This window comes from Actinomyces sp. 432, assembly GCF_009930875.1.
Classification (GTDB): Bacteria; Actinomycetota; Actinomycetes; order Actinomycetales; family Actinomycetaceae; genus Actinomyces.
Window position 1 is genome coordinate 1,689,564 of record NZ_CP025249.1, and the last position, 21,103, is coordinate 1,710,666.

The 21,103-nt window shown below is 68.6% G+C and carries 22 protein-coding genes; 8 read left to right on the forward strand and 14 right to left on the reverse strand.

Features of this window, described 5'->3' with window-relative positions; genetic code table 11:
- Positions 1–117: 117 nt before the first annotated feature.
- Entirely contained in the window at positions 118–1,512 is a 1,395-nt protein-coding gene (locus CWT12_RS07050) for a glycine--tRNA ligase (RefSeq protein ID WP_161924254.1), read from the reverse strand.
- A 124-nt stretch (positions 1,513–1,636) separates the two neighbouring features.
- On the opposite strand from CWT12_RS07050, the gene CWT12_RS07055 reads away from it, so the two are divergent.
- Genes CWT12_RS07055 through CWT12_RS07070 form a run of 4 tightly spaced genes read left to right on the forward strand, consistent with a single transcriptional unit; the run spans position 1,637 to position 4,932 of the window.
- Positions 1,637–2,680 (forward strand): metal ABC transporter substrate-binding protein, encoded by a 1,044-nt coding sequence (locus CWT12_RS07055; protein ID WP_442862523.1) that lies wholly within the window; start codon positions 1,637–1,639, stop codon positions 2,678–2,680.
- Between the two features lie 31 nt (positions 2,681–2,711).
- Entirely contained in the window at positions 2,712–3,578 is an 867-nt protein-coding gene (locus CWT12_RS07060) for a metal ABC transporter ATP-binding protein (protein WP_161924256.1), read from the forward strand.
- Positions 3,579–3,586: 8 nt separating this feature from the next.
- Complete coding sequence (locus CWT12_RS07065; protein ID WP_161925351.1) at positions 3,587–4,501, forward strand: metal ABC transporter permease; 915 nt, start codon at positions 3,587–3,589, stop codon at positions 4,499–4,501.
- On the forward strand, positions 4,498–4,932 hold the full coding sequence (locus CWT12_RS07070) for a Fur family transcriptional regulator (RefSeq protein ID WP_161924257.1): 435 nt from the start codon (positions 4,498–4,500) through the stop codon (positions 4,930–4,932). Before CWT12_RS07065 ends, CWT12_RS07070 begins: the two co-directional genes overlap by 4 nt.
- A gap of 80 nt (positions 4,933–5,012) precedes the next feature.
- Here the strand turns inward: CWT12_RS07070 and uppS are convergent, their stop codons facing one another.
- Genes uppS through leuA form a run of 3 tightly spaced genes read right to left on the reverse strand, consistent with a single transcriptional unit; the run spans position 5,013 to position 8,384 of the window.
- Complete coding sequence (gene uppS / locus CWT12_RS07075; RefSeq protein WP_161924258.1) at positions 5,013–5,843, reverse strand: polyprenyl diphosphate synthase; 831 nt, start codon at positions 5,841–5,843, stop codon at positions 5,013–5,015.
- 1 nt (position 5,844) lies between these two features.
- A complete protein-coding gene (recO, locus tag CWT12_RS07080; protein WP_161924259.1) occupies positions 5,845–6,594 on the reverse strand; it encodes a DNA repair protein RecO in 750 nt (249 codons plus the stop codon).
- A gap of 11 nt (positions 6,595–6,605) precedes the next feature.
- Positions 6,606–8,384, reverse strand: a complete 1,779-nt coding sequence (gene leuA, locus CWT12_RS07085) for a 2-isopropylmalate synthase (protein ID WP_161924260.1) — start codon at positions 8,382–8,384, stop codon at positions 6,606–6,608.
- A 332-nt stretch (positions 8,385–8,716) separates the two neighbouring features.
- Between leuA and CWT12_RS07090 the strand changes: the two genes are divergently transcribed.
- The 4 genes from CWT12_RS07090 (at position 8,717) to CWT12_RS07105 (ending at position 11,360) form a co-directional block, all read left to right on the forward strand.
- Positions 8,717–9,652: an ABC transporter ATP-binding protein gene (locus tag CWT12_RS07090; protein WP_161924261.1), complete on the forward strand. Its 936-nt coding sequence runs from the start codon at positions 8,717–8,719 to the stop codon at positions 9,650–9,652.
- Positions 9,649–10,500, forward strand: a complete 852-nt coding sequence (locus CWT12_RS07095; protein ID WP_161924262.1) for an ABC transporter permease — start codon at positions 9,649–9,651, stop codon at positions 10,498–10,500. Before CWT12_RS07090 ends, CWT12_RS07095 begins: the two co-directional genes overlap by 4 nt.
- Position 10,501: 1 nt before the next feature.
- Positions 10,502–10,726, forward strand: a complete 225-nt coding sequence (locus CWT12_RS07100) for a helix-turn-helix transcriptional regulator (RefSeq protein WP_161924263.1) — start codon at positions 10,502–10,504, stop codon at positions 10,724–10,726.
- A gap of 286 nt (positions 10,727–11,012) precedes the next feature.
- Positions 11,013–11,360 (forward strand): type II toxin-antitoxin system PemK/MazF family toxin, encoded by a 348-nt coding sequence (locus tag CWT12_RS07105; RefSeq protein WP_161925352.1) that lies wholly within the window; start codon positions 11,013–11,015, stop codon positions 11,358–11,360.
- Positions 11,361–11,396: 36 nt separating this feature from the next.
- Here CWT12_RS07105 and CWT12_RS07110 read toward each other — a convergent pair whose 3' ends face one another.
- The 10 genes from CWT12_RS07110 to CWT12_RS07150 all read right to left on the reverse strand — a co-directional run bounded on the left by CWT12_RS07110 (position 11,397) and on the right by CWT12_RS07150 (position 21,098).
- The gene (locus CWT12_RS07110; protein ID WP_161924264.1) at positions 11,397–11,996 is read right to left on the reverse strand and encodes an ATP-binding cassette domain-containing protein; all 600 of its coding nucleotides are present in this window, start codon (positions 11,994–11,996) and stop codon (positions 11,397–11,399) included.
- Positions 11,997–12,071: 75 nt separating this feature from the next.
- Positions 12,072–13,124 (reverse strand): hypothetical protein, encoded by a 1,053-nt coding sequence (locus CWT12_RS07115; RefSeq protein ID WP_161924265.1) that lies wholly within the window; start codon positions 13,122–13,124, stop codon positions 12,072–12,074.
- 25 nt (positions 13,125–13,149) lie between these two features.
- On the reverse strand, positions 13,150–13,737 hold the full coding sequence (locus tag CWT12_RS13930; RefSeq protein ID WP_237564072.1) for a hypothetical protein: 588 nt from the start codon (positions 13,735–13,737) through the stop codon (positions 13,150–13,152).
- Between the two features lie 20 nt (positions 13,738–13,757).
- Positions 13,758–15,026, reverse strand: coding sequence for an alpha/beta hydrolase family protein (locus tag CWT12_RS13935; RefSeq protein ID WP_237564073.1), 1,269 nt, complete (start codon positions 15,024–15,026; stop codon positions 13,758–13,760).
- Positions 15,027–15,038: 12 nt separating this feature from the next.
- Complete coding sequence (gene era / locus CWT12_RS07125; RefSeq protein ID WP_161924266.1) at positions 15,039–16,055, reverse strand: GTPase Era; 1,017 nt, start codon at positions 16,053–16,055, stop codon at positions 15,039–15,041.
- Between the two features lie 5 nt (positions 16,056–16,060).
- Positions 16,061–17,401 carry a hemolysin family protein gene (locus CWT12_RS07130; protein WP_161924267.1) on the reverse strand — a complete coding sequence of 447 codons (1,341 nt, stop codon included), beginning with the start codon at positions 17,399–17,401 and terminating at the stop codon, positions 16,061–16,063.
- Positions 17,398–17,856, reverse strand: coding sequence for an rRNA maturation RNase YbeY (gene ybeY, locus CWT12_RS07135; protein WP_161924268.1), 459 nt, complete (start codon positions 17,854–17,856; stop codon positions 17,398–17,400). Before ybeY ends, CWT12_RS07130 begins: the two co-directional genes overlap by 4 nt.
- Positions 17,853–19,013, reverse strand: a complete 1,161-nt coding sequence (locus tag CWT12_RS07140) for a PhoH family protein (RefSeq protein ID WP_161924269.1) — start codon at positions 19,011–19,013, stop codon at positions 17,853–17,855. Before CWT12_RS07140 ends, ybeY begins: the two co-directional genes overlap by 4 nt.
- Before the next feature lie 556 nt (positions 19,014–19,569).
- Positions 19,570–20,316 (reverse strand): ABC transporter permease, encoded by a 747-nt coding sequence (locus tag CWT12_RS07145; protein ID WP_161924270.1) that lies wholly within the window; start codon positions 20,314–20,316, stop codon positions 19,570–19,572.
- Positions 20,313–21,098, reverse strand: a complete 786-nt coding sequence (locus tag CWT12_RS07150) for an ABC transporter ATP-binding protein (protein WP_202616165.1) — start codon at positions 21,096–21,098, stop codon at positions 20,313–20,315. The genes CWT12_RS07145 and CWT12_RS07150 overlap by 4 nt, the downstream gene beginning before the upstream one ends.
- Between the last annotated feature and the right edge of the window lie 5 nt (positions 21,099–21,103).

Below are 21,103 nucleotides of genomic sequence, written 5' to 3' on the forward strand. Positions count from 1 at the left end.
ACACACACCAAGGTCGTGCAACGTCACCGAGGCCGTGGAACGGTCGCACGCACCGGCCAGACGCCACTCAGGCGTCTGGCCGGGCAGCCGGCATCTGACCGGCGGGCAGCCGACTGTTCAGCAGCCGATCAGGCGCTCGGCCAGGTAGCGCTCCACGCCCTCAAGCGGGATGCGCTCCTGGGCCATGGTGTCGCGCTCACGCACGGTGACCGCGCCGTCCTGCGGCGACTCGAAGTCGTAGGTGATGCAGAAGGGGGTGCCGACCTCGTCCTGGCGGCGGTAGCGGCGGCCCACCGCGCCGGCGTCGTCATACTCGACGTTCCAGGTGCGGCGCAGCCGGGCGGCAAGCTCGCGGGCAGGGCCGGTCAGCTCCTCCTTGCGGCTCAGCGGCAGCACCGCCGCCTTGACCGGAGCCAGGCGCGGGTCCAGCCGCAGCAGCACACGCTTGTCGACGCCGCCCTTGGTGTTGGGAGCCTCATCCTCCGTGTAGGCCTCCACCAGGAAGGCCATCAGGGATCGCGTCAGTCCGGCCGAGGGCTCGATCACGTAGGGGGTCCAGCGCTCGTTCTTGCCCTGGTCGAAGTAGGACAGGTCCTTGCCGGAGTGCTCGGCGTGGGTAGACAGGTCGAAGTCCGTGCGGTTGGCAATACCCTCCAGCTCGCCCCACTCCCCGCCGGCGAAGCCGAAGCGGTACTCCAGGTCAACGGTGCGCTTGGAGTAGTGGGACAGCTTCTCCTTGGGGTGCTCGTACAGCCGCAGGTTGTCCTCGCTGATGCCCAGGTCGGTGTACCAGGCCTTGCGGTAGTCGATCCAGTACTGGTGCCACTCCTCATCGGTGCCGGGCTCCACGAAGAACTCCAGCTCCATCTGCTCGAACTCGCGGGTGCGGAAGATGAAGTTGCCGGGGGTAATCTCGTTGCGGAAGGACTTGCCTACCTGGCCGATGCCGAAGGGCGGCTTCTTGCGCGCGGCGCTCATCACGTTGGTGAAATTGATGAAGATCCCCTGGGCGGTCTCGGGGCGCAGGTAGTGCAGGCCGGCCTCGTCGTCAACCGGCCCGAGGAAGGTCTTAAGCAGGCCGGAGAAGGCCTTGGGCTCGGTGAAGGCGCCACGAGTACCGCAGTTGGGGCACACGAGCTGGTCCAGGGTGACGGTGTCGGGGTTGTCGATGCCGTGCTTGGCGGCGTAGGCCTCCTGCAACTCGTCCTCGCGCAACCGCTTGTGGCAGGAGGTGCACTCGATCAGCGGGTCGGTGAAGGCCGCCACGTGGCCGGAAGCCACCCAGGTCTCGCGCGGCAGGATCACCGAGGAGTCCAGGCCGACGACGTCGTCGCGCGAGCGGACCATGTACTGCCACCACTGGCGCTTGATGTTCTCCTTCAGCTCCACGCCGAGCGGTCCGTAGTCCCAGGCCGAGCGGGTGCCGCCGTAGATCTCGCCGCAGGGGAAGACGAATCCGCGCCGCTTGGCAAGGTTGATGACACGGTCGAGCGTTGAGGGAGTTGCTGCCACTGTGTTTCTCCGTAGGTCCAAATACTGATGCCGTCTACAGTCCGCACGCGGTCGGTGGGACGAGCGGGGCCAGTCTACGGGTCCTGAACAGCGGATTTGACGACTCACCCACGAGGAGATGAGAATGGTTCCCATGAACGTTCCTTTCCGCCCCCGTCGAGCACTCGCTGTCACCGCTGCGGCCGCGCTCGGAATCGCCTGCCTGCCGCTGGCCGCCTGCTCCTCCGACGCCGACGGTAGCGACTCCGGCCAGGCGCTGTCCGTCGCCGCGTCCTTCTACCCGATCCAGTACTTGGCGCAGGCCGTCGGCGGGGAGCACGTGAACGTCACCTCCGTTACTCCCACGAATGTCGAGCCGCACGACTACGAGCTCGCCCCCAAGGACGTCACCGCACTGTCCGGAACCGACCTGGTGGTATATGTCCCCGGCTTCCAGCCCTCCTTGGACGACGCGCTGAGCGAGGTCTCCGGCCCAGACGTTCTCGATCTCACCGACGCGGTCGAGCTCACTCACCACGACGGCGTAGAGCACGACCATGACGATGCTCGTGAAGATGCTCATGACGATTCCCATAACCATGACGGTGACGTCGATGCGCACGGCGACCATGCGGATGAGGCGGACGCTGACCACGCTGAGGAGCATGACGCCGACGCAGCGGACCCCCACTTCTGGCTCGACCCGGTGCGCATGCAGTCTGCCGCGCAGGCCATCGAGACCGCCCTGTCCCAGGCCGATCCGAATCACGCGGATGACTACCAGGCCAATCTCTCCAGCCTCACCGAGACCCTCGAAGGCCTGGACTCCGACTACTCCACCGGTCTGGCCCAGTGTGAGCGCACCACCTTCGTCACCTCGCACGCCGCCTTCGGCTACCTGGCGGATCGCTATGGACTGACCCAGGCCTCCGTGTCCGGGGTCGATCCCGAGTCCGAGCCCAGCCCGGCCGAGCTGGCCGCCGTGAAGAAGATTGTGCAGGAGACCGGCACGACGACGATCTTCACCGAGGACCTTGTCTCCTCCAAGACGGCCGAGGCCCTTGCCGCGGAGACCGGCGCCACCACCGCCGTGCTGAACCCGCTTGAGTCCGCCCCGTCCTCCGGTGACTACGCCGATGCCATGTCAGCCAATCTGCAAGAGCTGCGCACCGCGCTATCCTGCCAGTGATCACGGTTCCCATCATCGGCAGAAGGACTTCATGACACTCAAGTCGCTTTCCACCTCCACGAGCTCGGGCACCGCGCCCATTGAAGTGGCTGAAGCCAGCGTGGTACTGGGATCCAGCCCCATTCTGGACGGGGTCGACCTGACGGTAGGCGCAGGTCAGTCGCTCGCGCTACTGGGCGCGAATGGCTCGGGCAAGTCGACCCTGGTAAAGGCGATCCTCGGCCTGGTGCCGACCTGCTCCGGATCGGTGCGCCTGTTCGGCCACGACGTTCGCGAGCGCCGCGCGGTGCCGTGGCAGCGAGTCGGTTATGTGCCACAGCGGGTGGGGGCCTCCTCCGGCGTGCCGGCGACGGCGCTGGAGGTGGTCCGCTCGGGCCTGCTGTCTCCCGGGCGCCCCTTCGCCGACCGCGGCCGTGCGGCCCGTCGGCGCGCCCTCGATGCTCTGGACGCCGTAGGCCTGGCCGACCGCGCGCAGGACCACGTGCAGGTGTTCTCCGGCGGACAGTCCCAGCGCGTGCTGATCGCCCGCGCCCTGGTGCGCTCTCCCGAGCTGCTGCTACTGGACGAGCCCCTAGCCGGGATTGACCGCGCCTCGCGTGCGGCGCTGGCGGTCACCCTGGACGACTTGCGCGCGCAGGGACTGACGCTGCTGACCGTCCTGCACGAGATGGGCGAGCTGGCGGATGTTGTTGAACGGGCGGTGGTGCTGTCAGAGGGGCGGGTGGTATTCGACGGGCCGCGGGAGGCGCTGGCCCACGATCACGCCCGCCATGACGAGCTCGGCCACGACCGCCTGGACAACTGCGAGCACGAGCATGAACACGGCGCCACCGAGCCAACGGCCCACCACGCCCCGGTACTGACCACCTCCGTGCGGCAGGCAGGAGGCCTCCAGTGAATGACTTTATGACCGCTCTTGGCCAGATGCTGGCCAGCCCGCTCATGCAGCGTGCTTATATCGTGGCCGTGCTGGTAGGGCTGTCCGCCCCGGTGGTGGGCACCTACCTGGTGCAGCGGGGCCTGGCACTGCTGGGCGACGGCATCGGGCACATCGCCCTGACCGGCGTGGCGCTCGGCTGGATCGCCGGCGCGGCCGCGAACGTCACCCCCCACGACGCCTGGGCCATTCCGGGGGCGATCATCGCCTCCGTGCTCGGCGCGGTGCTGATTGAGGTCATTCGCGCCCGCGGGCGCACCCGCGGCGACGTGGCCCTGGCGATCCTGTTCTACGGGGGCATCGCCGGCGGCGTGATCCTGATCAAGCTGGCAGGCGGGACGACGACGAATCTCACCAGCTACCTGTTCGGCTCGATCGCGACCGTGTCAACCTCTGACACTTGGTTTACGGTGGTGCTCGCCGCCGTGGTACTAGCGGTGGGAATCGGCTTGCGCGGGCCACTGTTCGCGCTGTGCCACGACGAGGAGTTCGCCCGCTCGATCGGCCTGCCCACGGCCGCGCTGAACGTGACTGTGGCCGTGGTGGCGGCACTGACCGTATCCGTGTCCATGCGGGTGGTGGGCGCGCTGCTGGTCTCCGCAGTGATGATCGTTCCCGTGGCGATCGCCCAGCTGGTGTCATACTCCTTCGGACGCACCATGCACCTGGCCATGGTGATCGGCGTGGTCGCCTGCGTAGCCGGGCTGACCATCACGTATTTCCTGGCGGCCTCCCCGGGTGCCATGATCGTTGTGCTACTGGTGTGCACATACGCCGTTGTAGCGCTTGTCGGCGGGGTGGTGCGTGCCACCCGCTCCCGCCACGGTCGCCGCCAGGGAGGCGGCATGCGAATTGATTACGGACAACAGGAGGTGCCCGCATGAGTGTCAACGCCACCAGGGGTAATGGAAATCCACCGCATCACCGCGCTACCTGGCAGCGGGCTGCAGTGGCCGACATCCTGTCCCGCACCAACGAGTTCCGCTCCGCCCAGCAGATTCACGCCGCCCTGCAGGCGGAGGGCACCAAGGTGGGGCTGGCGACCGTCTACCGCAACCTGACGGCCCTGGCGGAGGCAGGCCAGGTGGACCAGATCCGCGGCACCGACGGTGAGGCGCTGTACCGGGAGTGCGAGCGCCCCGGGCACCACCACCACATCGTGTGCCGCTCCTGCGGTCGCACGGTGGAGGTCGCCGGGGACGAGCTGGAGGAGTGGATCCGCCGAGTCTCCGCCGAGCAGGGCTTCACGGACATGCAGCACACAGTGGAGTTCTTCGGCCTGTGCCCCGCCTGCTCCCGAGACCGGCACCAGTAACACACCCAGACCGGCACTTGTTACGTACCGAGACCGGTAGACGTTACGTGCCGAGTTCGGTAGAAGTAGCGCCGCGGTGCTTAGGCGCCGGCGACCCGCTCGACGGCGCCGCCGAAGCGGCGCTCGCGGTGCGCGTAGGCCTCGCAGGCGCGCCACAGCTCGGTGCGGTCGAACTCGGGCCAGGGCAGGTCGGAGAAGTACAGCTCCGCGTAGGCCGAGGACCACATCAGGAAGTTGCTGGTGCGCTGCTCCCCGCCGGTACGGATCAGCAGGTCCACGTCCCGCATGTGTGGGGAGTACAGGTAGCGCTGCACGGTCTTCTCGTTGATCGACGCCGCCCGCAGCCGCCCGGCCTCCACGTCGCGGGCCATGGCGCGCGCGGCGTCGGCGAGCTCGGCGCGGCCGCCGTAGTTCAGGCACATGTTCAGCACCATGGTGTCGTTCCCGGCGGTGATGCGCTCGGAGCGACGTACCTCCTTGAGCACCGATTTCCACAGCTTCGGCTCGCGCCCCACCCAGTTCACTCGCACGCCCCAGGCCAGCAGGTCGTCGGTCTGGGCGCGCAGCACCGTGCGAGTGAAGCCCATGAGAAAGCGCACCTCGGCGGGTGAGCGCTTCCAGTTCTCCGTGGAGAAGGCGTACACGCTGAGTTCCTTCACCCCCAGCTCGACGGCGCCAGCGATCACGTCCATCATGGTCGACTCCCCCACCCGGTGCCCCTCGGTGCGGGGCAGGCCGCGCGCATTGGCCCAGCGGCCGTTGCCGTCCATGACGCAGGCGACATGCGCGGGCACGGACGCCGGGTCGAGAGCCGGCGGGGTCAGGCCCTGGCGGTGCAGGGGGACGACGTCGAGCGGGCGAGGATCGGAGCCGCCCCCGACGGCGGGAGCGGCGTCGGTAGCGTCAGGCATGTCAGGCCCTTTCTACGAGGGAGAGTGAACGCAGGCGCCGTTCCAGGTGCCAGGTCAGGTAGGCGGACACGCATCCGGATGCCTCGGCGCGCTCGCGCGGGCTGGAGGCATCGGCCAGCTCCCAGTTCCCCGAGAGCAGTGCGCCGAGCAGCGCCATGGCACCCGGCTCGACGTCGACGGAGCCGGCGGGTCGGCAGGCGGAGCAGACGGCACCGCCCGCCTGTACGTGGAAGGCGGTGTGGGGGCCTGGGGCGCCGCAGCGGGCGCAGTCGTAGCAGGAGGGCGCCCAGCCGGCCAGGGCCAGGGCCCGCAGCAGGTAGGAGTCCAGCACCAGACCGGGCGCGTGACGGCGTCGCGCCAACGCGGACAACGCCCCGTACAGCAGCAAGAACTGCTGGGGGGAGTCGGTGGTGCCCAGGTCGCCGTCGTCCTGCGTGAGGCGCTCGGCGGTCTCCGCCATGGTCTCGGCGCAGGTGAACATGGCGTAGTCGGCGGCGATGTTACGGCCGAACGGATCGATGGTCTCCACCTGGGTAACCACGTCCAGGCTGCGCCCGGCGTGCAGCTGCACGTCAATCATGGAGAAGGGCTCCAGGCGCGCACCGAAGCGCGAGGTGGTGCGGCGCACTCCCTTGGCGACGGCGCGCACCTGCCCGTGGGCGCGGGTGAGCATGACGACGATGCGGTCCGCCTCGCCCAGCTTGTAGGTGCGCAGGACGATGGCCTCGTCCCGGTAGAGCCTCTCCCCCAACGGCGCCCCTGTCAGCGCATAGCGCGGTTGACGGCGGATATCACGGCCTTGAAGGAGGCAGTGGTGATGGAGGGGTCGATGCCCACGCCCCACAGGACCTGACCACCGACCTCGCACTCGACGTAGCAGGCGGCGCGGGCGTCGCGGCCCTCGCTTAGGGCGTGCTCGGCGTAGTCGAGGATGCGCACCTGTACACCGGTCTGCTCCAGGGCGGTGACGAAGGCATCCAGCGGGCCGGAGCCGGATGCGGTCAGCAGCTTGCGCTCGTCGCCGTCGGAGATGGTGACGGTAAGGATGGACTCGTCGTCGCCGACCGCGGTGAGTGTGGCGCCCTTGAGGCTGTAGCGGCCCCAGGTGGGCAGGTCGGCGCCGGGTGCCGCCGAGGCCGGCAGGTACTCGTCGGCGAAGATCGACCACAGCTCGTTGGCGTCGACCTCGCCGCCGAAGGTGTCGGTGTGGCGCTGGACGATGTTGGAGAACTCGATCTGCAGGCGGCGCGGCAGATCCAGGTTGTGGGTGGTGCGCAGCAGGTAGGACACCCCGCCCTTGCCGGACTGGGAGTTCACCCGCACCACGGCCTCGTAGGAGCGGCCCACATCGTGCGGGTCGATGGGCAGGTAGGGCATGGACCAGGGCACGGCCACGTCCGCCTCGGCCTCGGTCAGTCCCTCGGCGGTCTTGGCGGCGACCTTCTCGGCGCGTGCGGCGAAGCCCTTCTTGATGGCGTCCTGGTGAGAGCCGGAGAAGGAGGTGTAGACGAGCTCGCCGGCGTAGGGGGTGCGCGGGGGCACGTCCATCTGGGTGGAGTGCTCGACGACGCGGCGCACCTCGTCGATGTCGGATAGGTCGAGCATGGGGTCGATGCCCTGGCTGAACAGGTTCAGGGCGAGGGTGACCAGGTCGACGTTGCCGGTGCGCTCGCCGTGGCCGAACAGGCAGCCCTCCACGCGGTCGGCCCCGGCGAGCACGCCGAGTTCGGCGGCGGCGATGCCGGAACCGCGGTCGTTGTGGTTGTGGATGGACAGGCACACGGCGTCGCGGTGGGAGAGGTTGCGGCTCATCCACTCGATCTGGTCGGCGTAGACATTGGGGGTGGCGCGCTCGACGGTGGCGGGCAGGTTGAGGATGATCTCGCGGTCGCCCTCGGGCTGCCACACGCCCATGACGGCCTCGCACACCTCCAGGGAGTACTCGCGCTCGGTGTCCACGAAGATCTCCGGGGAGTACTCGTAGCCGAAGATGGTGTCATCGGTGAGCACCTTCTCGGCACGTGCCATTACCTGGCGGGTGCCTTCGACGGCGAGTTCGCGGATGTCGTCCTTGCCCATGCGGAAGACGACCTCGCGGAACAGCGGGGACAGGGCGTTGTACAGGTGGACGGTGGCGCGCGGCGCGCCGACGCAGGCGTCCAGGGTGCGGTCAATCAGGTCCTCGCGGGACTGGGTCAGCACCGAGATGGTCACGTCCTCGGGGATGGCGTCGTCCTCCACCAGGGAGCGCACGAAGTCGTAGTCGGTCTGGGAGGCGGCGGGGAAGCCGACCTCGATCTCCTTGAAGCCCATGCGCACCAGCAGGTCGAAGATGGCGCGCTTGGCGGCGGGCCCCATGGGCTCGATGAGGGACTGGTTGCCGTCGCGCAGATCGGTGCTCAGCCAGCGGGGGGCGTGGGTGATGCGGTTGTTCGGCCAGGTGCGGTCCGGCAGGGAGACGTCAACCGTGTCGAGGAAGGGCCGGTACTTGGTGAAGGGCATGCCGGAGGGCTGCTGTGGTGCGGGGCGGGCGGTACGCATGAGTCTGGGTTCTCCTGAGCAGATGTGCTGGTTGCCGGCGCCGGAGCCCGGCGCGCCGGGGTGGCTGGCTACGCGAAGTTAGCCGCGGTCGGGGTGCCGGCCTGTTCAGGCCCCGCCGCGGCGACTAAGCAGGAGGTTCCGCTCCCGGACCGAGGTCGCGCGCACGGGGACACCGTACCGCGAATCCGCCGCTCCGCCACGCCAGGTCACAGTGTGGACGGCGCGACGACGAGCAGCTCTCGCAACTCACGGCCACAGCACCCGTCATCATCACACGCAATATGTAGTAGGTCTGCTACATTCAGTAGCGCACCTACCAGGAAGGACCGGACATGTCCCCTGCCCCACCCGTGATTAGCGCCCAGGGTGTCGGATTCGCCTATGGCAAGCACCCCGTATTGCACGACGTCAGCCTCACGGTCCAGCCCGGCGAGGTGGTCTGCCTGCTCGGCCCCAACGGCGTCGGCAAGACCACGCTCGTGGAGAACCTGCTCGGCTCACTGCGCCCGCACGCGGGCAGCGTCCGCGTCTTCGGTACGGATCCGCGCCGCACGGATGCAGCCTTCTGGGCGCGGATCGGGCTGGTGCAGCAGAACTGGACCGATCACGCCAAGTGGCGGGTGAAGGACCAGCTGGAATGGATTCGCTCCATGCTGCTGACCGCGACGACGCGGGTGGCCACGGCGGCTGAGGTGCTCGACGCCGTGGGGCTGGCGGACAAGGCCGATTCCCGCCTCTCCCGGCTTTCGGGAGGGCAACGCCGCACGCTTGACTTCGCGGCGGCGCTGTTGGGTCACCCCGAGCTGCTAATTCTCGACGAGCCGACGACGGGGCTTGACCCCGTCTCCAAGACGCGTCTGCACGACCTGATCATGGAGCGGGTGGACGACGCGGCCACCGTACTGATGACCACACATGACCTCTCCGAGGCGGAGCGCCTGGCCTCGCGGGTCGTCATCATGGCGGCGGGCCGGATCATCGCCGAAGGCACCGTCACCGAGTTGCGTGAGCGCATCGGCCGGGAGGCCGAGGTGACCTGGATGCAGGATGGCGAGCGCCATGTGCATGCCACCGCAGCTCCGGAGCGCTTCCTGCAACAGCTGGACCTGGACGCGATCAGCGAGTTGACGGTCACTCGCCCCACTCTGGAAGAGGCCTACCTCGCCCTGGTCTCCCAGCCCGCGGACGCCGGACAAAGCAGCACGGATCACTTGGCCATCCGGAGTGATTCGGCAACCACCCCTAGCGCCAAGGAGCCCAGGCCATGACCTCCACTCGATCTTTGCCCCTGTCCGTACTACGCGCAGCGGCGCGTCAGGCCTACGGCGACCTGCGCCCGAGCATCGTGGGAGCCGGAGCGACGTCCATCCTGTTTACGGTGGCCGCCATATTGGTCGTCTCCCGGATAAGCGACGGCCCACTCAGCGGACTCGACTCAACCAGTGCCTTCGGCACCATGTTCGCGGCCGGCGCCGTCGGCGGCTTCGCCAGTCTCGTCATGATGCAGATTGGAGCGGAGACCTATACCGATCGCATCGGGGGCGCACTGCTGCGGGTGCGCATCCTCCCGCACGGACCGCTCACCTGGGCGATCGGCAAGACGCTGTCCACCGTGGTGCTGGTGTTCCTCATGCAGGCGATGATCCTTGTAGGGACTGTCCTGTTCATTGCTGTCACGATGCCCTCCACCGGAACGACGTTGCTCTGTCTGCTTATTGCCGCGCTGGCCTCGTTGGCGTGCGCGCCGCTCGGGTTCTTCCTCAGCGTGTTCATCCGCGGCGTTTACAGTTACATGGTGAACATGGTGATCTGCCTGGTGCTGTTCGTGGCCGGTTGCTGCTACCCGACCTCCGCGCTGCCGGGCTGGGTGCAGGGCATTCAGATGGTGCTGCCGACCTACTGGTCCGGGCACCTGACCCGCTGGGCGCTAGTGGGCGATCCGTCCTGGGAGATCGGCGGCAGCTTCCACCCGGCGCTGGCCGTCGCGGTGCTGCTGGCCTGGATCGTCGTCGGCTTCGGGCTGGTGCCGCCGGTCATTCGCCGCAGCTTCCGCAAGGAGACGATCGGCGGGCTGAATCGCACCCAGTCGACGATCCGCTCGCAGACTGGGCTGTGAGATGTCCGGAGATGTCGTTCACAACCGCATCGCCGTGCTGCGCGCGGACCGCAGGGTCAGCCGCCGGCAGCTGGCGGAGGCGCTCGGCGTGCACTACCAGACGGTCGGCTATCTGGAGCGCGGCGAGTACGCCCCGTCGCTTTACCTGGCGCTGCGCATCGCCCGCTACTTCGATGTGCCCGTGGAATCGGTGTTCTCCCTGGAGGAGTTCCCGCCCCTGGCCTGAACACAACACCGGCACACCGGTTCTGCCACCAGACTGCCACCGTTTAGCGACTAGCGGTAGTTGTTGGGTATGAAAGTCAGTGTGAGCCTGAGCGAGGCGGATCTAGCACTCCTAGACGAGTACGTGAGCCAGGAAGGTCTTCCTTCAAGATCCGCGGGAGTCCAAACGGCTATACGTCGTCTTCACCGGGAGAATTTGCGCGATGCCTACATGGAAGCCTGGAGGGACTGGGCGGATTCCCCAGACTCATCCGAATGGGACATGACAGTCGCCGACGGGGACGATGATGCTGCGCGGTGAGATACGGATTGTGAACCTCGATCCCGTGATCGGCAGCGAGGTAAACAAGCGCGGACCTGCCGTCGTGGTAAGCAACGACGATGCCAATACGGCGGCCGCGGTTCTCGACCGAGGTGTTGTAACGGTGGTACCAGTCACGAGCTCAACTGAGCGTGTTCTCCCGTTCCAAGTCCTTCTCCCCGGGGAGTTAACCGGGCTGTCATTGGACTCCAAGGCACAGGCGGAACAGGTGCGTTCCGTGGCGGTTCAACGCCTCGGTCAGGTGGTAGGACACTTGCCGGCAGAGCTCATGGCCAAGGTTGATGCCGCATTACGACTTCACTTAGCACTATAGGTCACCATCCAGAGTGTTACGTCAATGCGTACCCACTCACTGCCCGAAGACCTCGAGGTAGGCCCGCTCGGCGCCGCCGTTGCGCACGTCCACGGTAGCGGCCACCAGCCCGTCCTTGAGCAGCACCACCCGCTGACAGACCTCGTCGAGCACGCTGAGGATGTGGCTGGACATCAGGGCGATGCCGCCGCCGTCAAGGTAGTCGGCCAGGGCGCGTCGGAACAGCAGCACGCCCTCCGCATCGAGCCCGTTCAGCGGCTCGTCCAGCACCACCACCCGAGGGGCACCGAGGAAGGCGCAGGCGATCCCCAGGCGGCGGGTCATTCCCTGGGACAGGTGCCTTACCTCGGTGTCGCGGAAGTCGGCGCAGCCGAAGCGGTCCAGCTGCCCCTCCAGCGCGTCCTCGTCCACCTCCAGGTGCCGCATGGAGGCCTCGAAGCGGCACGCCTGACAGGCGGTGAGCTGTGGGAACAGCCGACTTTGCTCGGGCAGGAAGCCACAGGCCTCGGCGGGCAGGCGCCGCCCCAGCTCGCGTTCGTCCAGGCGGACGGTGCCGGACTGGAAGTCGTTCACCCCGCACAGGGCGCCGAAGAGCGTGGTCTTGCCCGCCCCGTTGGGGCCGACGACGCCGAGCACCTCCCCGCTGCCACCTCCAGGGTCAGCGGCCCGGTGCCGCGCCCGCCGCGGTACCGACGCTGTACGCCAATGACTTCAAGCATGTTTGCTCCTGCGCAGTAGGTGGGCGGCGGCCGGGAGCACCGCCAGGGGCAGCCCCGGAACCAGGGCGAGCAGTGCCCCGCCCAGTTCCGCGGCGGGCAGCATGCGATGCCGCCGGGTGTAGGCGGTGGCCGCGTCGGCCAGCGCCATCGCCAGTAGCGGCAGGTATACCAGGCACACCAGCAGGTGGACGACATCGATGCGGGCCCCGGCGACCATGCCGAGCGTGCTAGCCGCCAGGCATTCGGCAACCAGTAGCGGCAGCGCCAGCGCGAGCTTGGCGCGCCGCAGCTCCGCGTCGGCGATGGCGTAACGGCTCCTGGCATAGCGGGCTGAAGGCGTGTCATCGACCTCGGCGAGAACGCCGATCACCGTCGCAGCCAGGTAGGCACCCGCGACGAACACGCCAACGAAGACCGACTGACCGAAGCGTCCCAGCGCGTATACGCTCACCACGCCCACAGCTGCCACCAGAATCGTCGGCAACCAGGAGGCCGAGCACAGGTAGACCACGCACAGCGAAGAGACACGGCTCCGCAGCCTGGCACCGATTCGCAGCTTTAGCCGCGTCATTGGGAGCCCGGGTGCAATGCCGACGTGTGCAAGCCAGTCCGCGGCAACCGCCCCCAGCGCCGTCGTCACCGTCCACGCCGCCAACAGCAGCCCGAAGCGGCCCGGTTCGGACCAGCCCGGAAAGTCCAGTACTAACGTTCCACACACAGCCTCCAACGCCGTCAGCGGCAGGGACATGACTGCGTACAGCGCGAGGAAGTCCGCCGGCCGGAATCCGTAGTAGCGCAGCGCCCCGCGTCGAGCGGAGTCGAGATCGCGCAGCAGTGCCGAGGCGTTCGCCACCGCGACCAGTGCCCCGAGGCCCGCAACCGTCAGCGACCGGGCGAGACCGCCGGTGATGATCACCTCGCCCCGGGTGGCGGCCCAGATGAGTACGAGCATCAGCGCTAGCGCGAACGAGCGTACCGACGGGGCGAATACCAACCCGGGGCTACGCAGGCTGCACGCCCAGGCGACCAGCTTCAGGGCTCTCACGGCCTGCCTGCCCGCTCACTACCACTCATACCAGCATGGGGAACAGGCCCCAGTAGGCGATGGCAACCAGTAGCGTCGCAGCCCCGATCACGGCCGCAGAGAGCACCGCCGCCGCAGGGACGGTGAGCCAGCGTCCCTTCTCGCCGCGCTCCCGGTTGGCATCATGCGCCGCCGCCCGCATGAGGCGGGCGCGGTAGACGAGCTTGACGAGCATGACGACGGCGATAACCGCCACCAGCTGGACTACTACCCAGCCACCGTAGGAGAACAGGTGATTGGTGCGGTAGCTAGTGGCCAGGGAGGCCACCCCCAGAATGTAGACCACGTACAGCAGCCAGGCCGCAGTCACACTCATGCACAGGGACACGGACCAGCGCCCGATGGGGTCGGGCAGGTGCAGGCCACGCCGTCCACGCAGCCGGGGCGCCTGCCCCAGGAGCCAGCCGATGCCCGCCATCACCATCAGGCCGAAGCCGATCACGAGGGTGGCGAGCATCAGGTCTCCGGAGGCGTACCAGCGGGTGGGGTCGGGCGTCTGCGCCCAGTAGGCCTGGGTGGGGGTGGCGCCCGCGACGTGGGGCTCGGCGGCCGCGGTCTCCGGCAGTCCTGTCACCCACCGTGAAAGGTCACGGGTTACCCCGGGGCCAGGGACCCGTCGGTGGTGATACCGAGCTTGAGGCCGTGGTTTGCGCCGTCGTAGTAGCGGACGGTGAGCTGGTCGTTGCCCGCGTCCTGCAGGGCCTCCCACACGGTGCCGGGTCCCTGCACCAGGGGCATTGAGGCGTCGGCGGTGCCGTAGACCATTAGCACCGGGACGCTGATCGTCTCCAGGTAGGCCACGGAGTCGAAATCGGCGTACTCGAATCCGCCTCCGGGAATCTGGGTGCTGCCGAGCACCCGCGGGATCAGGTCGAGCATCGCATCCGGCACACCCACGTTGCGCATGTAGCTGTCCACCGCCAGCGCGGCCTGCTCCCGCAGCCGCACCACGGGGGCACTGGCCAGGACCAGGAAGGCAACGCGCTCGTCCTGGGCAGTCAGCACCACGCCGGGAATGGCGCCCTCTGACTCGCCGTAGACACCGACGTCGTCGGCGTTCACGCCGTCCAACGCAATCAGATAGTCAAGACTGCACTGATAGTCGGCGGCCATGGACAGGTAGTTGCGCTCGGTTGTGGAGTAGTCCTCCATGGGTTTGGAAGGAACCAGGGTGGTTACTCCGGCCGAGGCCAGCGACTCGGCCTGCTCGGAGAAGCCCCAGATGCTGTGAGTGCCGGCGCCGTGCATGAAGACGACGCCGGGGGTGTCTGCATCCACCCCGATGGGGCGACGCAGCAGGGCGGGAACCGCCTCGCCGTCGGCCTGAGTGACCATGACAGTGCTGGTGTCCACCGCGTACGTGCCGACGGGGGCGGTGGTCACGGCCCCGCCGATGCTGGTGTCAGTGGTGGTCGGGGCCAGGGAGTCCGTCAGGGGCTGAGGGTTCCAGCGCGGCCCGGCGAGCGTTCCGACGAGGCTGAGCCCCAGCACGGTAACCGCCACCCCGCCGATGGTGCGGTGGTCGGTGGAGACCGCAAGTACGAGGGCGCCCAGCCCTATGGTCAGCAGGATCTCCCAGATCTCCCGCCCCCCAGTCCCGAGCAGCCCCATAAGGATGGCCACGCCGATCGCCGCGGCCAGCACGATCAGGGTGCGACGGCGCTCAGTGCGCCACAGCCCGGACAACAGCGTCCAGGCGCGGTGCGGGAACTCGCGCATCCAGGCCCAGCCGGAACGCAGCTCGGCTGCGGTAATGCGTGCGGGTTGCCGCTTGGGGCCGATCCTGCGGGCCAGGATGGTCATGGGGCGGCCGCGACGGGTCCGGCGCTTGGGACGGCGGTGGGAGTCGGGGAATGGGTGCATGGGCGAGGAGTCTTAGAATCCTAGTTTGGTCAGTGCCTTGGGGTCGGACTGCCAGTCCTTGACGGTGCGCACATGCAGGTCGAGGTAGACCTTGCGGCCCAGCAGCTCCTGGATGCCGCGGCGCGCCTCGGAGCCGATGGCCTTGAGGTTGGCGCCTGCCCGGCCAATCACAATGGCCTTCTGCGAGTCGCGCTCCACCAGCAGGCTCACGCGCACCTGCAGCCGGTTTCCGGTGCCCTTTACACGGCCCGCATTCTCCGCCTCCGCGGCCGGGTCCACGATCTCGTCGACGACGACGGCCAGCGAGTGCGGCAGCTCATCCCGCAGGCGCTCCAGGGCGGCCTCTCGGACGAGCTCGCCGACCATGACGGCCTGGGGCTCATCGGTGACGGAGTCGGTGGGGTACAGCGGCGGGGAGGGTGGCAGGTGGGAGGTGAGGACCTCCTCCAGCACGTCGACCTGGTCCCCCTTGAGCGCGGAGACGGGCACGATATCCGCCCAGTCGCCGAGTGCGTCGACGGCAAGCAGCTGCTCGGCCAGCTTGGCGCGGGAGACGGAGTCGGTCTTGGTGACGACGGCGACGACCGGCTTGCCCAGGTCGGCCAGTTCCCGGGCGATGAGCCGGTCGCCGGGGCCGATCTTGTCGCCGGCGGGGATGCAGAAGGCGACTACGTCCACGCCCGTGAGCGTTTCACGCACCAGGTCGTTCAGGCGCTGGCCGAGCAGGGTGCGGGGGCGGTGGAAGCCGGGGGTATCCACCAGCACCAACTGGCTGTCCGGTCTGCTGACGACGCCGCGCACGTTGTGGCGGGTGGTTTCTGGGCGGCCGGAGGTGATGGCGATCTTTTGGCCCACCAGCGCGTTGGTGAGTGTGGACTTGCCGGTGTTGGGGCGGCCGAGCAGGCAGACGAAGCCGGCGCGGAAGTCCTCAGGGTGTTCGGGGACGGCGATGGGTGCGCGGGTGGGGTCATCCGCGTCCGGTTCGTCCGGCAGGATGGGGAAGCCGTCGGCGTCGGTGGCATTGGTCATCGGTGTCACTCTTCCTTCCGATCATGGTCGGTTCTCGCGCCCGCCGTACTGCCGGCAGCGGCGGCGTCCCGGGGCTGCGACGGGGCGGAGGCGCTGCGGGAGGCCAGCAGGGTGGCAACCTGCCGACGTCGCCCGGTGGCCTCCTCAGCCACCAGGTGGATGCCCTGCACGTCACCGCTGGCGCCGGGCAGCGGCACCCTGCCGATGGCCTTTGTGAGCAGCCCGCCGGCGGTGTCGACGTCGTCGTCCTCGATCTCCAGGTCGAACAGCTCACCGAGGGCGTCCAGGCCCAGGCGCACGGGCACGCGGAACGTGCCATCACCAAGGTCCTCAGCCACCGGTTCGGCGGGGTCGTGCTCGTCGGTTAGCTCTCCCACGACCTCCTCCAGCAGGTCCTCCAGGGTAACCAGGCCGGCGATACCGCCGTACTCGTCCACGGCCAGGGCAATGTGAAAGTGCCCCAGCTGCATCTCGCGCAGCAGGTCATCGGCGAGCTTGGTCTCGGGCACGTACACGGCCTCACGCGTGAAGGCGGATACCGGCCGCTCCCAGTACTCGGGGTGGTCCGACAGGCGCCGCAGCACGTCCTTGAGGTAGAGGATGCCGTGCACGTCGTCGGCGTCCTCCCCGATCACGGGTACGCGTGAGTAGCCGGAGCGGATGAACAGGCGCATGCCGGCAGAGGTGGGCTTGTCCTCATCGATGGTGACCATGTCCGTGCGGGGCACCATGACCTCGCGCACGAGGGTTTGCCCGAGCTCGACCACGCTGCGCATCATCTCGCGGTCCTCGTCCTCAATGGTCTCGGAGTCGCCGATCTCGTCGATCATCTCGCGCAGGTCCTCGGTGACCTCGGCGCGCAGCTCGGCATCAGTGAGTGCGGCGGCGTGCCCGAACCGGGCCTGCAGCCAGCGCCAGGGTGCGCCGAGAGCATCGACCCGCTCCAGCAGGCCCGCCAGCGCCAGAAGGGTACCGGCGGGGTTGCGGCGGCCGGCCGAGCGCGGAGAGACCCCTACGAGCAGGCCCAGCAGCACCAGGTTCAGGCCGATTGCCACGAGGAGGACCTGCCACCACTTCTCGAAGTGCCCAGCAACGCCCAGGGTGACCAGGACCGCCACCAGCATGTCCACGCCTGCGCGCAGGCCGACTAGCGTGCCGAGGACCTGCTCGCGGCGGGATGTCAGGGCCACGACCCTCTCGGCGCCGCGCCGCCCTGCCTCCGCGAGATCCTCGGCGGCGGCCCGGGTCATGCGGGTAAGCGCCCCCTCCCCCGCTGACAGCGCCATCCCGAAGCCGAGCGCCACCACCGCGGCGAGCAGCAGTAGCACGGAGGGAGCGGCGGTCACTTGCCGCGCTCCGCCAGGAAGGTCAGCAGGAGCCGGCGCTGGAGGTCGAACATCTCCTTCTTCTCCTCCGGCTCGGCGTGGTCATAGCCGAGCAGGTGCAGGATGCCGTGCACGGTCAGCAGCAGCATCTCCTCCACGGCGCTGTGCCCGGCCTCAAGCGCCTGCTTGGCAGCCACCTGCGGGCACAGCACCACATCGCCCAGAGTGCCCGGCGGTGTCTTGTTCTCGGCAGTACCGGGCCGCAGCTCATCCATGGGGAAGCTCATCACGTCCGTGGGGCCCTCCAGGTCGAGCCAGCGCACGTGCAGCTCGGCCATGGGCTCGGGGTCGATGAACAGGATGTTGAGCTCCGCCATGGGACTGACGTGCATGGCGGACAGCACGTGGTCCGCCAGGGCGGCGAACTCGGCGGCGTCAATGGTGGTGGTGGTCTCGTTAATGACCTCGGTGGTCATGGGCGGTTCCTGTCTCGGTACTCGGAGGGGGTGCGGCGGTGGGAGCCTTCACGGCGGTACGGGGCCGGACCGGGGCGACCGGCCGGTTCGGCGTGCTCGGCGTCGTAGCGGGCGTAGGCGTCGACGATCTGGCCCACTAGCCGGTGCCGTACCACGTCGGCGGCGGTCAGTTCGCAGAAGCTGATGTCCTCCAGGCCGTCGAGGATGCGGCGCACCACCCGCAGCCCGGAGGGGCGCCCGCCGGGCAGGTCGATCTGGGAGACGTCCCCGGTGATCACCATCTTGGAGCCGAAGCCGAGGCGGGTGAGGAACATCTTCATCTGCTCGGGGCTGGTGTTCTGGGCCTCGTCCAGGATGATGAAGGCGTCGTTCAGGGTGCGTCCGCGCATGTAGGCCAGCGGGGCCACTTCGATGGTGCCGGCGGCGATCAGCTGCGGCAGGGCCTCGGCGTCGAGCATGTCGTGCAGGGCGTCGTACAGGGGCCGCAGGTAGGGGTCGATCTTGTCGGTGAGAGTTCCGGGCAGGAAGCCGAGGTTCTCCCCCGCCTCCACGGCCGGGCGGGTGAGGATGATACGGGAGACCTGCTTGCGGGCCAGGGCGTCGACGGCCTTGGCCATGGCCAGGTAGGTCTTGCCGGTTCCTGCGGGGCCGATGCCGAAGGTGATGGTGGAGTTCTCAATCGCGTCGGTATAGGCCTTCTGGCCGAGGGACTTGGGGCGGATGGAGCGCCCGTGGGTGGTCAGGACCTCGTCGGTGAGGATGTCGGCGGGGCGGGCGGAGGCGTCCAGCAGGCTAATGGCGCGGTCGACGGCGTCGGCGGTCAGGGGCGTGCCGGCGCGGGCGACGTCGATCAGTTCAGACAGCAGCACGACCACCACGTCCACGCGGGCGGCAGCGCCCGTGACAGTGACGGTGGTGCCACGCACGTGCACGGACACGTCGGGGAAGCCGCGCTCGACTGCGCGCAGCACCTCGTCGCGGGCGCCGAGCAGGGCGACGGGGGCGAGGTCATCGGGCAGGGTCAGGGTGCGGGTGACGTCCGCCGGTCCGGCGGTTGCGGACGCACCGGCAGAACCTGCGGTGGAAGTGGATCCGGCGGAGGCCGGAGATGTGGTCGCCGCGGTCGCGGCTGCTGGTGTGATGGGCGAACTCGTCATCTTGTCCCCCATGCTACCGGCCAACCGAAGCAACCGCCGAGGTCGGTCGATATAACCGCCGAGGTCCGTAGACGTTACGTGTCGAAGTCGGTCGAAGTAACGTGCCGAAGGGCGGTGTCTGGTGCTGGGCGTCGAACTCCCGCTCCCGCTCGCCGAATAGGCACGCATTGCCAGCCGCATTGATGACAGGATCTCACCCCAGCTCGCTCCAGCCATCGACGTGTGACGCTGGGGAGAGACGACAATCCTTGCCGCCTGCCCCGCCCCACCCGCTTCCTGGGGGCACCGGCGTCCGGTGCGTATTCGAGCAGGCGGCCGAAGCCTGCACGCCTTAGCCCGTCATCGATGTGCAGGACCGGGTGCGCGCGGACTACGTTTCCAGCAACGACTCGGCCAAGGTCGGTGAACAAGCGCGCGAGTCAGCCGAGTGTGACGGTACCCCAAGCGTGCCGGTCGAGTCACTAAGTCGAGCCACTAAGTCGGTGCACGAAGGCACCAAGATGAGGCACTAAGACACCAAGTCGGTGCAGCGAACACACCGCCCGCCACACCGCCCTCACCGCACCCGCCGCGGCACGGTCAGGGCGGCCACCGCGAGGATCGCCACGCCTGCCCCGGCCACCAGCCCCAGGTCAGCGCCGAAGGCGGCGGTCGGTGCGGTATTCGCGCTCAGCTCGCCGACGGCGTCGACGGCCCAGCTCATGGGCAGCACGTTGCTGCACAGCTCCAACACGCGCGGCAACTGATCGCGCGCGACCAGCAGGCCGCACAGGAAGATCTGCGGGCCGATGATCACGGGGAAGAACTGCACGGCCTGGAACTCGGTGCGGGCGAAGGCGGAGACGAACAGGCCCAGTGCCACGCCGAGGAAGCCGTCGACCAGCGCGGTGAGAATCACCCACGCCCAGGAGGCGGCGATCTGCACCCCCAGGCACCACGCGGCCACGGCGCACAGCACCAGTGACTGTCCCACTGCCGTGGCGGTGAAGGCGGCGGCGTAGCCGAGCAGCAGGTCAGCGCGGTGCAGGGGTGTGGTCCACAGCCGCTCCAGCGTGCCGGAGCCGCGCTCGCGCAGCATGGTCACGCTGGTGACCAGGAACATAACCAGCATCGGCAGGATCGCCATCATGGCCACGGCGATCCGGCTGAACAGCTGCTCTCCGTGCGGGTAGTCGTAGTAGACGAAGTAGAGCAGGGTCAGCAGGGCGGCAGGCACCACCATGATCAGCCCGAGGGTGCGCCTATCGGCCGCCAGCTGTGACAGGACGCGGCGGACGGTGGCGGCGAAGGTACGCGGGTTCATCGCTCCCCCTCCCCGCGCTCCGCCCGCCGGACGACGTCGAGGAAGGCGGCGTCGAGGGTGTCGGCGCCGGTGCGCGCCAGCAGCTCGCTCGCGGTCGTGGAGGCCAGGAAGCGGCCGGCGCGCATGAGCAGCACGCGATCGCAGCGCAGGGCCTCGTCCATGACGTGGCTGGACACCAGCAGGGTGGCGCCCGCATCGGCCAGATCCCGGAAGGTCGCCCACAGCCCCTCCCGGGTCAGTGGGTCCAGGCCGACCGTCGGTTCGTCGAGTATCAGCAGTTCCGGTCCGGCCACCAGGGCGCAGGCGAGCGAGACCCGACCGGTCTCGCCGCCGGAGAAGGTACTCACGCGCCGGTCGGCCAGATCGGTCAGGCCCACCGTGTCCAGCACCTCGTCGATGTCGCGGGCGCGCCGACCGGCCAGTGCGGCGAAGTAGCGCAGGTTCTCGCGGGCGGTCAGGTCCCTGTACACGGCCGCCGCCTGCGTCACATAGCCGACCCGGTTGCGGACGGCGGGAGCACCCGGCAGCTTCCCCAGCACTTCAACCGCGCCTTCGTAGTGCTGTACGCCGACGAGGACGCGCATCAGGGTGGTCTTGCCGCAGCCCGAGGGGCCGAGCAGGCCGATGATGGAGCCGGGGCGCAGCTCCAGATCCAGGCCGTGCAGGATCTCGTTGCCGCCGCGACGCACCCGCAGCCCACGAACGCGAACAGCGCTCGGGGACGCGACCGCTCCGGTAGGCGCGCGGCCACCGCGGCGGGTACTCCACCCGTTTTTCATCATGCGAT

Excerpts from the sequence above, each read along its gene's own strand:
- uppS (WP_161924258.1), bottom strand. The coding sequence starts at position 5,843 with ATGCCTGACGCTACCGACGCCGCTCCCGCCGTCGGGGGCGGCTCCGAT.
- CWT12_RS07090 (WP_161924261.1), top strand. The coding sequence starts at position 8,717 with ATGTCCCCTGCCCCACCCGTGATTAGCGCCCAGGGTGTCGGATTCGCC.
- CWT12_RS07105 (WP_161925352.1), top strand. The coding sequence starts at position 11,013 with ATGCTGCGCGGTGAGATACGGATTGTGAACCTCGATCCCGTGATCGGC.
- CWT12_RS07070 (WP_161924257.1), top strand. The coding sequence starts at position 4,498 with ATGAGTGTCAACGCCACCAGGGGTAATGGAAATCCACCGCATCACCGC.
- CWT12_RS07140 (WP_161924269.1), bottom strand. The coding sequence starts at position 19,013 with ATGACGAGTTCGCCCATCACACCAGCAGCCGCGACCGCGGCGACCACA.
- era (WP_161924266.1), bottom strand. The coding sequence starts at position 16,055 with ATGACCAATGCCACCGACGCCGACGGCTTCCCCATCCTGCCGGACGAA.
- CWT12_RS07055 (WP_442862523.1), top strand. The coding sequence starts at position 1,637 with ATGGTTCCCATGAACGTTCCTTTCCGCCCCCGTCGAGCACTCGCTGTC.
- CWT12_RS07060 (WP_161924256.1), top strand. The coding sequence starts at position 2,712 with ATGACACTCAAGTCGCTTTCCACCTCCACGAGCTCGGGCACCGCGCCC.
- CWT12_RS07095 (WP_161924262.1), top strand. The coding sequence starts at position 9,649 with ATGACCTCCACTCGATCTTTGCCCCTGTCCGTACTACGCGCAGCGGCG.
- CWT12_RS07145 (WP_161924270.1), bottom strand. The coding sequence starts at position 20,316 with ATGAACCCGCGTACCTTCGCCGCCACCGTCCGCCGCGTCCTGTCACAG.
- leuA (WP_161924260.1), bottom strand. The coding sequence starts at position 8,384 with ATGCGTACCGCCCGCCCCGCACCACAGCAGCCCTCCGGCATGCCCTTC.
- CWT12_RS07065 (WP_161925351.1), top strand. The coding sequence starts at position 3,587 with ATGACCGCTCTTGGCCAGATGCTGGCCAGCCCGCTCATGCAGCGTGCT.
- CWT12_RS13935 (WP_237564073.1), bottom strand. The coding sequence starts at position 15,026 with ATGCACCCATTCCCCGACTCCCACCGCCGTCCCAAGCGCCGGACCCGT.
- ybeY (WP_161924268.1), bottom strand. The coding sequence starts at position 17,856 with ATGACCACCGAGGTCATTAACGAGACCACCACCACCATTGACGCCGCC.
- CWT12_RS07100 (WP_161924263.1), top strand. The coding sequence starts at position 10,502 with ATGTCCGGAGATGTCGTTCACAACCGCATCGCCGTGCTGCGCGCGGAC.
- CWT12_RS07150 (WP_202616165.1), bottom strand. The coding sequence starts at position 21,098 with ATGATGAAAAACGGGTGGAGTACCCGCCGCGGTGGCCGCGCGCCTACC.